This window comes from Marinobacterium weihaiense, assembly GCF_019061305.1.
Taxonomy (GTDB): domain Bacteria; phylum Pseudomonadota; class Gammaproteobacteria; order Pseudomonadales; family Balneatricaceae; genus Marinobacterium; species Marinobacterium weihaiense.
Genome location: NZ_JAHQZT010000009.1, coordinates 86,319 through 98,908, shown reverse-complemented (window position 1 = coordinate 98,908; position 12,590 = coordinate 86,319). Strand labels below are relative to the sequence as shown.

14 protein-coding genes are annotated in these 12,590 nt (G+C 63.6%); 12 read left to right on the top strand and 2 right to left on the bottom strand.

The features are described from left to right. Positions 1-207, bottom strand: coding sequence for a SlyX family protein (locus KTN04_RS09005; RefSeq protein WP_217334888.1), 207 nt, complete (start codon positions 205-207; stop codon positions 1-3). Positions 208-394: 187 nt separating this feature from the next. On the opposite strand from KTN04_RS09005, the gene KTN04_RS17195 reads away from it, so the two are divergent. The 3 genes from KTN04_RS17195 (at position 395) to KTN04_RS08990 (ending at position 3,402) form a co-directional block, all read left to right on the top strand. Further along, positions 395-853, top strand: a complete 459-nt coding sequence (locus KTN04_RS17195) for a cold-shock protein (protein WP_305799390.1) — start codon at positions 395-397, stop codon at positions 851-853. 168 nt (positions 854-1,021) lie between these two features. Then, positions 1,022-1,333, top strand: a complete 312-nt coding sequence (locus tag KTN04_RS08995) for an antibiotic biosynthesis monooxygenase family protein (protein ID WP_217334887.1) — start codon at positions 1,022-1,024, stop codon at positions 1,331-1,333. Further along, positions 1,333-3,402, top strand: a complete 2,070-nt coding sequence (locus KTN04_RS08990; RefSeq protein WP_217334886.1) for a sensor histidine kinase — start codon at positions 1,333-1,335, stop codon at positions 3,400-3,402. Before KTN04_RS08995 ends, KTN04_RS08990 begins: the two co-directional genes overlap by 1 nt. Here the strand turns inward: KTN04_RS08990 and hrpB are convergent. Further along, complete coding sequence (hrpB, locus tag KTN04_RS08985; RefSeq protein ID WP_217334885.1) at positions 3,390-5,912, bottom strand: ATP-dependent helicase HrpB; 2,523 nt, start codon at positions 5,910-5,912, stop codon at positions 3,390-3,392. The two genes, KTN04_RS08990 and hrpB, sit on opposite strands and share 13 nt — an antisense overlap. A 145-nt stretch (positions 5,913-6,057) precedes the next feature. Between hrpB and KTN04_RS08980 the strand changes: the two genes are divergently transcribed. The 9 genes from KTN04_RS08980 to trpC all read left to right on the top strand — a co-directional run bounded on the left by KTN04_RS08980 (position 6,058) and on the right by trpC (position 12,582). Then, a complete protein-coding gene (locus KTN04_RS08980; RefSeq protein ID WP_217334884.1) occupies positions 6,058-6,648 on the top strand; it encodes an IMPACT family protein in 591 nt (196 codons plus the stop codon). A 111-nt stretch (positions 6,649-6,759) separates the two neighbouring features. After that, positions 6,760-7,029 carry a PepSY domain-containing protein gene (locus KTN04_RS08975; RefSeq protein ID WP_217334883.1) on the top strand — a complete coding sequence of 90 codons (270 nt, stop codon included), beginning with the start codon at positions 6,760-6,762 and terminating at the stop codon, positions 7,027-7,029. 11 nt (positions 7,030-7,040) lie between these two features. Beyond that, a complete protein-coding gene (locus tag KTN04_RS08970) occupies positions 7,041-7,577 on the top strand; it encodes a cytochrome b/b6 domain-containing protein (protein WP_217334882.1) in 537 nt (178 codons plus the stop codon). Positions 7,578-7,643: 66 nt separating this feature from the next. Beyond that, entirely contained in the window at positions 7,644-7,970 is a 327-nt protein-coding gene (locus KTN04_RS08965) for a PepSY domain-containing protein (RefSeq protein ID WP_217334881.1), read from the top strand. 2 nt (positions 7,971-7,972) lie between these two features. Beyond that, positions 7,973-8,650 carry a response regulator transcription factor gene (locus tag KTN04_RS08960; protein WP_217334880.1) on the top strand — a complete coding sequence of 226 codons (678 nt, stop codon included), beginning with the start codon at positions 7,973-7,975 and terminating at the stop codon, positions 8,648-8,650. Next, a complete protein-coding gene (locus tag KTN04_RS08955; RefSeq protein WP_217334879.1) occupies positions 8,647-9,987 on the top strand; it encodes a sensor histidine kinase in 1,341 nt (446 codons plus the stop codon). The genes KTN04_RS08960 and KTN04_RS08955 overlap by 4 nt, the downstream gene beginning before the upstream one ends. A 122-nt stretch (positions 9,988-10,109) precedes the next feature. Continuing rightward, positions 10,110-10,691 (top strand): anthranilate synthase component II, encoded by a 582-nt coding sequence (locus KTN04_RS08950; RefSeq protein ID WP_217334878.1) that lies wholly within the window; start codon positions 10,110-10,112, stop codon positions 10,689-10,691. 23 nt (positions 10,692-10,714) lie between these two features. Beyond that, on the top strand, positions 10,715-11,755 hold the full coding sequence (gene trpD, locus KTN04_RS08945; RefSeq protein WP_217334877.1) for an anthranilate phosphoribosyltransferase: 1,041 nt from the start codon (positions 10,715-10,717) through the stop codon (positions 11,753-11,755). Beyond that, positions 11,755-12,582, top strand: a complete 828-nt coding sequence (trpC, locus tag KTN04_RS08940; RefSeq protein ID WP_217334973.1) for an indole-3-glycerol phosphate synthase TrpC — start codon at positions 11,755-11,757, stop codon at positions 12,580-12,582. Before trpD ends, trpC begins: the two co-directional genes overlap by 1 nt. Positions 12,583-12,590 lie beyond the last annotated feature (8 nt).

Sequence of the window (12,590 nt, the reverse complement as noted above, 5' to 3'; positions counted from 1 at the left end):
TCAATAGTGGGGCGGCACCTCATTGGCGGCCGGGGCTTCACCATCGGGGCCCAGCTCGCGCAGCTGGGCGTTGAGCAGCTTGATCATTCGGGTCAGGCGTTCCAGATCCATCTCCTGACGCGCGACCACATCGCTGAGCTTGTCGATGGCATCTTCCTGGAAGGCGATGCGGGATTCCAGTTCTGCCAGGCGTGTTTGATCAGTCATGCCGACCTCCTTCCGATTGTGGTTCAAGTCGCCCGAAGCATAGACGATTCGGGCGGTTGGGAACAGCAAGCCATGTTCAAGCCATTGAAAAAAAATGAAGGATACAGTATATCTGATCAGTTAGTGCGCGGTTTTCCCGACTGTAGCGCACCTTCATCTAACACCTTGTCAATAATAGAGAAAATCAATGAGTGGTAACCAGTTAATCAAGAGTGTACTGGCCAGTATTGTGGCCGCGTTTAGTATTCCTTTCCTGCTGCAGCGCGTTGCGACCATCGAAATCGGTTTTACCCTGCCGGTGCTGGCGGTTGTGGCGGCTGTGGTATTTGTGGTCACGCTGGCAGCGGTCTGGCAGCCGGGCAACAGTGCGGCCGTCGCGCCTGCTGCTCAGCCGGTGGCGGCCAATGCTGATGACGAAGCCGATGATGCCAACGACGCCCGAGAGCTGGGCGTGGTCAAGTGGTTCAATGTATCCAAGGGGTTTGGCTTTATTACCCGCGATAACGGTGATGATGTCTTTGTTCACTTTCGCAACATCCGCGGCCGTGGCCACCGCTCTTTGAATGAAGGCCAGCAGGTGCGCTTCAGCGTGCGCGAAAGCGAAAAGGGCTTGCAGGCTGAAGACGTGTCCATCGTTCGCAGCTGATCGTGCCACATCGGCGGCCCTTCGGGGCCGCATTTTCTTCCCGCGTCACTCCTATCTTTTCCTGTCGTGCCTTTTTAGTCCCGTGCCTTTATCCCCGCGGTGCCGGTTCGTTTCCTCGCTTCGATAGTCTGTTAGACTGCAAACAATTCCCCTGTGCAGGAGAGCGTCATGTTTGTTGTTGCCAATCGCATTATGGTTAACCCCGGATACGAAGAAGCCTTTGCCGAACGCTTTCGTCAGCGTGCTGGGCAGGTGGAGCAGCAGCCGGGTTTCGTACGTCTGGAAGTCATGCGTCCGGCCAATGACGGCTGCCCCTGGGTGGTCATGACCCACTGGCGTGACAAGGGCGCCTTCGAAGCCTGGGTGGCTTCCGAGGACTTCAAGGCCGCGCACCGCGAGCAGTCGCTGCCCAAGGAAGCCTTCGGCAGCGGTGGCGGTCTTGAAATGCATGAAGTGGAGATCTTTGCCGGAATCGACTGATGCCATTCCGGCCGCTGCGCCCCTTCGAGCTGCTCAGCACCCAGCGCTGGGTATGGCGGGCACTGGTGCGCAGTGCCCTGATTCCGCTACTGCTGGTGGAAACCCTGCTGGTGGCGGTCTATCTGTTTTCCAGTCAGCACATCCGTGATGCCAACGTGGAGCTGCTGCGCCGGCAGGCGGATGAGCAGCTGGCCAACACGGCGCGGCTCGAAGTCAATGTCATCGATGAACAGCTGCATGCGGTGAGTGCGCTGGCCGACATCTATCGGCAAGCGACCTGGCGAGCCCTTGAGGCCCCCTTGCCCATGCAGCCCGGCCAGGAATATGCCCGCAATGCTGCCGGGGTGCTCTACAGCCCGCGTAATGACGGCCGGGCAGCGTCCTTCTACTCGGCGATTACGCCGCCCGAGCAGCAGGATCTGGACAAGGTGCGCCGCCTGGAGTCCCTGGACCCGCTGATGCAGAGCCTGCTGCGGGCCAACCCCCTGGTCAATGCGGTCTACTTCAACAGCCGGGATTCCTACAACCGCATCTATCCCTGGTTCGATACGCCCTCGCAGTATCCGCCGCGCATGAACATTCCCGAATACAGTTTCTATTACGCGGCGGACGCCGAGCACAACCCGTCCCGTGACGTGGTCTGGACCGATGTGTATGTCGATCCGGCCGGTCTGGGGTGGATGACCTCGGCGGTGGCCCCGGTTTACCGAGGAGATGTTCTGGAAGGGGTCGTCGGGCTGGATATTACCGTGGCCAGTATTGTCGAGCAGATCCTGCAGCTGGAAATTCCCTGGCAAGGGTATGCGGTGCTGGTCAATCGGCAGGGCACCCTGATGGCCTTGCCGCCCCGAGCCGAAGCGGACTTTGGCCTGCAGGAGCTGACCCGTTTCAGCTACCGCGAGGCGATCGAGCAGGAAAGCTTCAAGCCGGAACGGTTCAATATCGCCCGGCGTGCCGATACGGCCGAGCTGGCCCGGATGATGCGCGCTGCTGCCGACGGCGGTGGCGTACTGGTCCTGAACGGCGGTCGCAAGCGGGTCGCCTGGCGCGAGATTGATGCCACCGGCTGGCAGCTGCTGACCCTGGTGGACGAGGAGGCGGTGTATGGCTCGACGGAGCGGCTGGCGGACCACTTTCGCAATATCGGCTATCTGCTGATTGCCGGGCTGTTGCTGTTCTACCTGTTGTTCTTTGCCTATACCTGGCGCCGCTCGGTCTGGCTGAGCCGCTCGATCTCGGCGCCGCTGGAAACGCTGAACCACATCCTGATTGAGATCGGGCACGAGTATTATGACCAGCCGCGGCCGCGCTTTCGCCTGCAGGAGCTACAGCGCAGTGCCGATGCGGTGATTCGCATGGGACGCGACCTGGGGCGGGCCAACCGCGCCAAGAACCGTTTTTTGTCCAGCATCAGCCACGAGCTGCGTACGCCGCTGTCATCCATCATCGGCTTTGCCGAACTGGTGCGCGCCAGCCCGTCGCTGGGCGAGGATGAACAGGCCTGTATCGACGAGATCCTGCAGGCGTCCCAGCACTTGCTGCATTTGATCAACGATGTGCTCGATCTGGCACAGGTGCAGTCGGACCGGGTGCACCTGCAGCGGGTGGCGGTGCCGCTGAGCGATGCCGTGGATAGCTGCCTGCGCATGATCGAACCTCAGGCGCAGGCGCAGCAGGTTGCGCTGTGCCGGTTCGAACAGGGCCGGGAGCTAATCGTGCAGGCTGATGCCGGGCGGCTCAACCAGGTGTTGCTGAACCTGCTGTCCAATGCGGTCAAGTACAACCGTGCCGGTGGTGTAGTGCAGGTCGAAGCCAGTGCCGCCGCCGGACGAGTGCGCATCAGTGTCAGTGATACCGGCGCCGGGATTGCACCGGAGCGCCAGCCCGAACTGTTTCTGCCGTTCAGTCGGTTGGGGCATGAAACCGGCACCATCCCCGGTACCGGTATCGGCCTTAACATCAGCAAACACCTGGTGGAACTGATGGAGGGGCGGATCGGCTGCGACAGCCAGCCGGGGCACGGCAGCCGGTTCTGGATCGAGCTGGCGCAGGCCGGTCAGGACGACTGACGGGCCTGGGCACGTTTGGTTCGAGCAGTGGGCTCGGCCCTGGCCGGATCTTCCGGCCAGGGGTGCTTGGGGTAGCGGCCCTTCATCTCCTTGCGTACGTCGGCATAGCTGCCCTGCCAGAACCCCGCCAGATCCCGTGTGACTTGTAGTGGCCGCTGTGCCGGTGACAGCAGGTGCAGGGTCAGGGGCACGCCAAAACCCAGCTCGGGGGTGCGGGCACAGCCGAACATCTCCTGCAGCTTGACCGCCAGCACCGGTGCGTCCTGACTGTAATCGATGCGAATGCGTGAGCCGGACGGGACCTCCATGCGCTCCGGTGCCAGACTGTCCAGTGCCTGTTGTTGTGGCCAGTCCAGCTGGTTGCGCAGTAGCGGCAGCAGCTCCAGTGCCTGCAGATCACTGCGCTTGGTGACTCGGTCCAGCCAGGGGGCCAGCCAGTCTTCCAGGGTGGCCAGCAGGCCGGTCTCGGACAGGTCCGGCCAGCACTCGGGGGCGGGATCATGGCGGCGGACAAAGGCGATGCGCTGGCACAGGCGGGTGCAGTTTTCATCCAGGTTCAGTAGCCCGAGGCCCTCACGGCGAATCAGGGCCAGAATGGCCTCGGTGCGGCGGGCCGGATCGAGGCTTGTATCGGGCGTGCGTGACAGGACCAGTGCTCCGATGCAGGCTTGCCGCTCGGCGATCAATCGGTCCGCCCGTGTGTCCCAGTCGACCACCTGGCGCTGCTGCTTCAACGAGGCCAGTGGGCCGTCAAACAGGGCCGGGTCCAGCGGCGCCGCGAGGCGGATCTGGTCGGTGGCCTGGCCCTGGCGGCTGCTCAACGAGGCCACTGCCAGCCAGGGGTGGCGGCTCAGTCGGTCCTGGGAATCCAGTCGGGCGCCGCGGCCGCCGCTGAGTCGGTACTGGCCGGCCTGCTGGTCGCGCCCAAGGGCAATGCGGTCCGGGTAGGCGCAGGCCAGCAAATACCCCGGGGCCTGCTCCCCGGTAAGCTTGGCAGTGGCCGTGCTGGCGGCGGGCGGGCAGAGGTGCCGAAACTGCCGGGCCAGGCGGTGGATGCGATGGCGCCCGCCGTCAGGGTGCTTCAGCCAGTCCAGGCGCTGCTGCAGATCCGCCTGTCGGGTGTTGAGCGGGTCACGTTCCGACAGCAGTGCCGCCAGGTCAGCCGCCAGGTCGGCCATGCCGTGCGCCTGACCGCACAGCAGCAGGTGGGCCAGGCGCGGATGCGCCGGCAGTTCGGCCATCTGTTCCCCCCGGGCAGTGAGGCGATACTGTCCGGGCGCGGGCGAGTCGACGGCCTCAAGGCGCTGCAACAGGTCCAGTGCCTGGGCGTAGGCTGCTGCCGGGGGCGGATCCAGCCAGGCCAGTTCGTTTGGGTCATTGACACCCCAGCGCAGCAGTTGCAGAGCCAGCGGCGCCAGGTCCGCCTGCAGGATCTCGGCGGGGGCATGGGCCTCCAGCTGGGCCTGCTGCTGTTCCGACCAGAGCCGGTAGCAGCTGCCCGGACCCAGACGACCAGCCCGGCCAGCGCGCTGAGTCGCGGCAGCGGCCGAGACCCGCGTGGTGTGCAGCCGGGTCATGCCGCTGGCCGGATCGAAGCGGGCCTGGCGGCTGAGCCCGGCATCGATCACCACTTCGATACCGTCAATGGTCAGGCTGGTTTCGGCAATGGCGGTAGCCAGTACCACCTTGCGCTGACCGTCCGGTGCAGGCGCGATGGCGCGCTGCTGTTCATTCAGGGGCAGGTCGCCATACAGAGGAGCAATGAGCAGCGCGGGGTCATTCACGGCGTCGCCCAGTTGCTGTTGCACCTGCCGAATCTCGCCCTGGCCGGGCAGAAACACCAACAGGCTGCCCGCATGTGCGCTCAGGGCTTGCTGAATGCAGCGCACGACTCTGGGCGCTACCGGCTCGTCGATACGTACGGGGCTGCCGTAATGCAGGCTCACCGGGTAGCTGCGCCCCTCGCTGCACAGCACAGGAGCCTGGTTCAGTAGTGTGGAGAGGGCATCGCTGTCGAGGGTAGCCGACATCAGCAGCAGCTTGAGCGGCGGCCCTTCGCGCAGCAGTTCGCGCCCCTGCAGGGCCAGCGCCAGGCCGGTATCGGCGTCCAGGCTGCGCTCGTGAAACTCATCGAAAATGACCAGCCCGATTCCTTCGAGACCGGGGTCTTCCTGCAGCATGCGCGTCAGCACTCCCTCGGTGACCACTTCAATGACCGTGCGTGCACTGATCCGGCTTTCCAGGCGGATGCGATAGCCGACCCGCTCGCCCACCGCTTCACCCAGCTGCTGTGCCAGGCGGGCGGCGGCGGCCTTGGCGGCCAGGCGCCGAGGCTCCAGCAGCAGAATCTTCTGCCGACCCAGCCAGGACTGATCCAGCAGGGCCAGGGGCACGCGGGTGGTTTTGCCGGCGCCGGGCTCGGCCTGCAGAATCAGTTCGTCATGATCGCACAGGGTCTGGCAGATCCGGGGCAGCAGCGGGTCGATGGGGAGGGGAGACTGGTCGGGCATTCGGGGTCCGCTCAACAAGGTGACGCTTAACAGAATGAAACAGGGCTGCAGTGTACCAATATCGGGGCCGGGGTGCCGAGCGCGGGCCGACAGTCGAGGGTGAATTGTACTATCATCAGCGGCTGCACCCGATCACGAGGACCCCATGGCCCATTACAAGACCCTTGCCGCCCCACTGCACAGTGAACTGGAGATCAAGAAGTCACGCTTCCTCGGCTGCATCGAGCCGATCCATTCTCACCAGGCCGGGCTGGAGCGGGTGGCCGAACTCTGGCGCCAGCACCCGGATGCCCGCCATGTTTGCTATGTCATGCTGGTGGACGGGCAGGTGCGTCAATCGGATGACGGCGAGCCTTCGGGCACGGCCGCCAAACCGATGCTGAACGTGTTGCAGCATAAGGGGCTGGACCATGTACTGGCCACGGTCGTGCGCTACTTCGGTGGTATCAAGCTGGGGGCCGGCGGCCTGGTGCGCGCCTACAGTCAGGCCGTCAGTGAGCCGCTGCAGCAAGCCGAGTTCATGGAAGTCCGGCCGCAAAGTGTTGCCCGGGTGCAGTTCGACTATGCCCACGAGGCCCTGGTACGTCACCTGGCCGAGCAGGCCGGGCTGCAGCTGGAGGTCGAATATGCGCAGCAGGTGCAGGCGTGCCTGAGTGGCGAGGCACAGCCGCTGGAGGCCTGCCTGCAGCAGCTGACGACCCAGACCCGTGGCGAGCTGATGCGGTTGCCGGATTGATCACTGCCCACAACACCAATGATCGTCATCGCTATCGGTCGCGCTTTTAAGTTTGGTTTCAGCCCTGACCTTTACACTGGCTCCTGTCACTTATCAACAGGAGCACATCCCATGAAAAAACTGATCGCAACCCTGATGCTGTCTGGCGCCGTTGTTTCCCCGTTGGCACTGGCGGATGACGACTGCAAGGTACCGGTAAACGAATGGCAGAGTGAACAGGCCTTCCGTGACGCCATCGCCGCCAAGGGCTGGGAAATCAAGCGCTTCAAAATCGACGACGGCTGCTACGAAATCTATGGCTATGACGAGAAACAGCGTCGTGTCGAAGCCTATTTCAACCCCAAAACCTTTGACATGGTCAAAATGGAACTGGACGACTGAGGAGGTCCGCCATGGATGCCGGCGTAAAGGTCTGGGACCCCGGAGTGCGTCTGTTTCACGGGGCGCTGGCACTGTGCTTTGCCCTGTCATGGATCAGTGCCGACCGGTGGCAGGATCTGCACGAGATCACGGGGTATACCCTGGCCGGGCTGTTGCTCTTCCGGCTGGTCTGGGGGCTGTGCGGCCCCCGTTATGCACGCTTTTGCCAGTTCGTGCGTCCGCCGCGTCAGGTACTGGCTTATCTGCAGCGGATGCGCACGGGCCGTGAGGCGCGGTATCTGGGCCACAACCCCGCCGGGGGCATGATGGTGGTTCTGCTGCTGACCGGCCTGGCGTTACTGGCCACCACCGGGTGGCTGTATACCGACTGGCTGTGGGGCGAGGCCTGGGTCGAAGCTGCACATGAATGGCTGGCCAATGCGCTGCTGGTGCTGGTGGGCCTGCATCTGGCCGGTGTGGCGCTGGCCAGCTGGCGTCATCGCGAGAATCTGCCGCGGGCGATGCTGACAGGGCGCAAGCGCAGTCCCGGCCAGTCTGATGTATGCTGAAACCGGATGTGAAACAACCGCCACCGAACCCTGTTTCGGTGGCGGCGCCTTGGTGAGGAGCTGGATATGAAAACGGGCGGAATCGCACTACTGCTGGTACTGGTGGCCCTGGCCCTGGCCGTGCCGCTGTTGGCCGAACAGGCGGAAGCCGGTCGCGACCTGGACCAGGATGAGGCCCGGCAGTTGATGCTGGACGGTCGGATTCGTCCCCTGTCCGAACTGATGGCACGGCACCCGGTGAGGCTGGAAGGACACCTGCTGGATGTCGAGCTGGAGCTGGAAGACGGGCTGCTGGTATATGAAATCGAGGTGCTGGGTGCCGATGGCGTGGTGCGCGAATTCTATCTGGATGCGGCCACCGGCCAGGTCGTGAAGGAAGAAATCGAGGACTGAACATGCGCATACTGCTGGTGGAAGACGATCTGCAGCTGGTGGCACGGCTGAAACCGCAACTGCAGCGGGCCGGGTATGCCGTGGAACATGCCAAAGACGGGATCGACGGCGAGTTTCTGGGCCGGGAGGAGGCCTTCGATGCGGTGGTGCTCGACCTGGGCCTACCGGGGCGACCGGGGCTGGAGGTGCTTAATCACTGGCGAGCGTCCGGGCTGGAGATGCCCGTCCTGATTCTGACGGCCCGGGATGCCTGGCACGAGCGGGTGGATGGGCTCAAGGCCGGTGCTGATGACTATCTGGGCAAGCCGTTTCATGTCGAAGAACTGCTGGCGCGTCTGGAAGTGGTGATTCGCCGTCACCATGGCCATGCCAGCAGCCGTCTGCAGGTGGCTGGACTGACGCTGGATCTGGATCAGCGCCAGGTCTGCGATGGCCAGGGGCAGGTGCACCGGCTGACCGGGCGCGAGTTTCGCCTGCTGCGCTACATGATGCTGAATGCAGACCGGGTACTGTCGAAAACCGAGCTGAGCGAGCATGTCTATGAAGAGGACGACCTGCGCGACAGCAACGTGATCGAGGTCTACGTCAACCGTTTGCGCCAGCGCCTGGGGCGCCAGTGCATTCAAACCCGGCGCGGTCAGGGCTATGTGCTGCCCAGTCGGTGCGAGGGTGACGCTTGAGCCTGCAACCAGCCGCGGCCCCTTCGCTGGAGTCCCGTATCCGCCGCCAGCTGCTGCTGGTCCTGCTGGTCGTGATGACCGGTCTGCTGACATTGATCCATTTCAGCGTCAGTCAGCTGACACAGGCGGTGGTGCTCAGTCGACTGGAGCACGATGCCGAAAGCTTGATTGCGGCGCTGGAGCCGGACATGAGCGGGCGCTGGACACTGGCTACGGCGACCCTGCCGCAGGTCTACCAGCGCGTCCACTCGGGGTATTATTACCAGCTGTTGTCAGCGGAGTTTCAACAGCGCTCCCGGTCGCTCTGGGATCTGGAGCCCGATCTGCAACCGCTGCCCGTGGGGCAGCAGCGTCATGAGCTGCGTGACGGCGTAGGCGAGCAGCGGTGGCTGGTGCTGGAGCAGGGCTTCAGCCGTGGGGGGCAAGCTTTCACCCTGTGGGTCGCGGAGGACATCGCCGAACTGCAACAGGAACAGCGTCGTTTCGAACTCTGGCTGCTGCTGTTGCTGGCCCTGAGCGTGCCTCTGATGCTGGTGCTGCAGCGAGGCGTGTTGCGGGCGGGCTTCGCGCGCCTTGAGCCCTTGCGCCAGGCGCTTGAGCGTCAGCAGGCCGGTGACGACCCGCGCTTTCCCGATGCGCTGCCGCAGGAAGTCATGCCGCTGGTGCAAACCCTGTCGCAGCTGCTGCACCGCTCCGGTGAGCAGATCAGCCGCTCGCGCACCGCACTGGGCAACCTGGCCCATGAGCTCAAGCGCCCGCTGCAGGAACTGCAATGGCTGGCACAGCAACAGCAGGACCCGGCCGTGCAGGAGCAGCTGCAGCGCCTGTACCATCAGCTGTTCGAGCGCATCGAGCGCGAGCTGCGACGGGCACGCATTGCCGGTTCACCCGGCCCCGGGCGCCACTTTCAGCCCCAAGACGAGATTCCCCATCTGGAGCAGCTGCTGCTGCGCATCGGGCGCGATGACATCCGCCTGGACACCCGGCTGCCGGACGGCAGCATCCCCTTTGACCGCGACGACATGCTGGAACTGATCGGCAACCTGCTCGATAACGCTTGGCGTCATGCCGAGCGCCGGGTGCGGCTGCAGATTCTGGCGCCGACCCCCGAGCGGGCCTGCTGGCGCATACAGGTCGATGATGATGGCGCCGGTGTCGACGCGGCTGCGCTGCAGCAGCTGTCGGCACGGGGGCTGCGGCTGGACGAGCAGAGCGAGGGCAGCGGTCTGGGGTTGTCGATCTGCCAGGCCGTGGTGCAAAGCTACGATGGCCGCCTGGTCTTCGCGGCCTCAAAGCTTGGCGGGCTGGCGGTGCGGGCCGAGTTGCCGGTCGGCTGAGAGGCTCTGCTTCGTTATGCTGCGCGCGAGTGCATGTATCAGTTCGCTATTACACTTACATCCTGTATCATCAGCTACATGCCTCGGCAGCGTGTTCAAAAGAGTGAGAAGGTTGCAGTCCAATGCTGCTGATGATCGACAACTTTGACAGTTTTACCTGGAACCTGGTGCGTTACTTCGAGGAGTTGGGCACCGAGGTGCGCGTGTTTCGCAACAACGCCATCAGTCTGGAACAGATCGAGGCGCTCAAACCGTCCCATCTGGTGATTTCGCCGGGCCCCTGTACGCCCAACGAGGCCGGGATCTCGATTCCGGCGATCCGGCAGTTTGCCGGACAATTGCCCATTCTGGGCGTGTGCCTGGGCCATCAGAGCATCGGCCAGGCGTTCGGCGCCGAAGTGGTGCGGGCCCGGCAGGTCATGCATGGCAAGACCTCGCAGGTGGCACACGGCGGCAGCGGCGTGTTTGCCGGGCTGGAGCAGCCGCTTGAGGTGACGCGTTATCACTCGCTGGTATTGCGCCCGGAGACGCTGCCTGATTGTCTGGAAGTCACGGCCTGGACCGAAACGGACCAGGGCGAGCCGGACGAGATCATGGCGGTACGTCACCGTGAGCTGGCCATTCAGGGGGTTCAGTTCCATCCCGAATCGGTATTGACCCGTCAGGGCCATGCCTTGTTGGACAACTTTCTGCGCCAGACGTAACCCGTTATCAAAGGAGAGAGGGAATGAACATTCAGCAAGCGTTGGCCCGCGTGGTCGACCATATTGACCTCAGCCGCGACGAGATGGTCGATGTCATGCGTCAGGTGATGACCGGCCAGTGCAGCGAGTCCCAGGTGGCGGGGTTTCTGGTTGCCCTGCGGATGAAGAGCGAGTCGATTGAAGAGATTACCGGTGCCGCCCAGGTCATGCGCGAGCTGGCAACGCCGGTGCGTCCGCACAAGGGACCGCTGGTGGACATTGTCGGCACCGGTGGCGACGGCGCCAACCTGTTCAATGTTTCGTCTGCCAGTGCCTTTGTGGCGGCGGCCTGCGGCGTGCATGTTGCCAAGCACGGCAACCGGGGCGTTTCATCCAGCAGCGGCAGTGCCGATCTGCTGGAAAAGGCCGGCATCAACCTGGATCTGAGCGCGGACGAGGTTGCCCGTTGCATCGATGATGTTGGCGTCGGCTTCATGTTCGCACCGGGCTACCATGGCGCCATGAAGCACGCCATCGGCGCGCGCCGTGCCCTGGGCATGCGTACTCTGTTCAATATCCTGGGCCCGATGACCAACCCGGCCGGTGCCAAGCGTGAGGTGATCGGCGTATTTACCCCCAAGCTGTGCCGCCCCATGGCGGAGGTGATGCAGCAGTTGGGTGCCGAGCACATCATGGTGGTGCATGCTGATGACGGCCTGGATGAGATCAGTCTGGCCACCCACACCCATGTGGCCGAGCTCAAGGGTGGCGAGATTCGCGAGTATCGCATCACGCCGGAAGCGCTGGGCATCGACAGTCAAAGCCTGATCGGGCTGGTGGTGGACAGCGCTGATGAGTCCCTGGCCCTGATCCGTGCAGCACTGGGCAACAGCGACGCGCCGGCGGCGCGCAAGGCCGCGGCCATGGTGGCCCTCAATGCTGGTGCGGCCGTGTATCTGAGTGGTCAGGCCGATAGCCACAAGGCGGGTGTTGCCCGTGCACTTGACGCGATCCGGTCCGGTGCGGCACTGGCAAAAATGGAACAACTGGCGGCATTCAGCCAGCAGCTGGAGCAGAACACGTGATGACGGACACCCCGACTATTCTGAAAAAGATCATTGCTCGCAAGCACGAAGAAGTGGCCGAGCGCAGTGCACAGACGTCTCTGGACGATCTCAAGGCACGGATCGCGCGCCAGCAGGGCCGTGCCACCGACCCACGCGGCTTTGTGGCCAGCATGGAGCGTGCGCTGACCGAAGGCCGCTGCGCGGTGATTGCCGAGATCAAGAAGGCGAGCCCTTCCAAGGGCGTGATTCGAGACCCTTTCGTGCCGGCCGAGATCGCACCGGACTACGAGGCCGGCGGTGCCAGCTGCCTGTCGGTGTTGACCGATGTGGATTTCTTTCAGGGCAGTGATGCCTATTTGCAGCAGGCTCGCGCGGCCTGTTCGCTGCCGGTGATCCGCAAGGACTTCATCGTCGACCCCTATCAAGTGTATGAAGCCCGTGCGCTGGGGGCTGATTGCATCCTGCTGATCGTGGCGGCGCTGAATGATCAGCAGCTCGCGGAGCTGACTGCCCTGACCCATGAACTGGGCATGGACGTGTTGATCGAAGTCCACAACGAGGCGGAGCTGCAGCGCATTCTGCCGCTCAACACCCGCCTGATCGGCATCAACAACCGAGACCTGCATACCTTCGAGGTCAGCTTGGACAACACCTTCAAACTGCTGGACCAGATTCCCGCCGACCGCATCGTGGTGACGGAAAGTGGTATCCTTGAGCCTGGTGACGTGGTGGCCATGCAGGCACGCGAGGTGAACGCCTTCCTGATCGGCGAAGCGTTCATGCGTGCCCCTTCGCCGGGGAAAACCCTGGCCGATTTCTTTGCGGCCGCCCAAACGGCAACATAACCGGATTA

Coding starts and splice junctions, on each gene's coding strand:
- KTN04_RS09005 (WP_217334888.1), bottom strand. CDS start 207: ATGACTGATCAAACACGCCTGGCAGAACTGGAATCCCGCATCGCCTTC.
- KTN04_RS17195 (WP_305799390.1), top strand. CDS start 395: ATGAGTGGTAACCAGTTAATCAAGAGTGTACTGGCCAGTATTGTGGCC.
- KTN04_RS08995 (WP_217334887.1), top strand. CDS start 1,022: ATGTTTGTTGTTGCCAATCGCATTATGGTTAACCCCGGATACGAAGAA.
- KTN04_RS08990 (WP_217334886.1), top strand. CDS start 1,333: ATGCCATTCCGGCCGCTGCGCCCCTTCGAGCTGCTCAGCACCCAGCGC.
- hrpB (WP_217334885.1), bottom strand. CDS start 5,912: ATGCCCGACCAGTCTCCCCTCCCCATCGACCCGCTGCTGCCCCGGATC.
- KTN04_RS08980 (WP_217334884.1), top strand. CDS start 6,058: ATGGCCCATTACAAGACCCTTGCCGCCCCACTGCACAGTGAACTGGAG.
- KTN04_RS08975 (WP_217334883.1), top strand. CDS start 6,760: ATGAAAAAACTGATCGCAACCCTGATGCTGTCTGGCGCCGTTGTTTCC.
- KTN04_RS08970 (WP_217334882.1), top strand. CDS start 7,041: ATGGATGCCGGCGTAAAGGTCTGGGACCCCGGAGTGCGTCTGTTTCAC.
- KTN04_RS08965 (WP_217334881.1), top strand. CDS start 7,644: ATGAAAACGGGCGGAATCGCACTACTGCTGGTACTGGTGGCCCTGGCC.
- KTN04_RS08960 (WP_217334880.1), top strand. CDS start 7,973: ATGCGCATACTGCTGGTGGAAGACGATCTGCAGCTGGTGGCACGGCTG.
- KTN04_RS08950 (WP_217334878.1), top strand. CDS start 10,110: ATGCTGCTGATGATCGACAACTTTGACAGTTTTACCTGGAACCTGGTG.
- trpD (WP_217334877.1), top strand. CDS start 10,715: ATGAACATTCAGCAAGCGTTGGCCCGCGTGGTCGACCATATTGACCTC.
- trpC (WP_217334973.1), top strand. CDS start 11,755: ATGACGGACACCCCGACTATTCTGAAAAAGATCATTGCTCGCAAGCAC.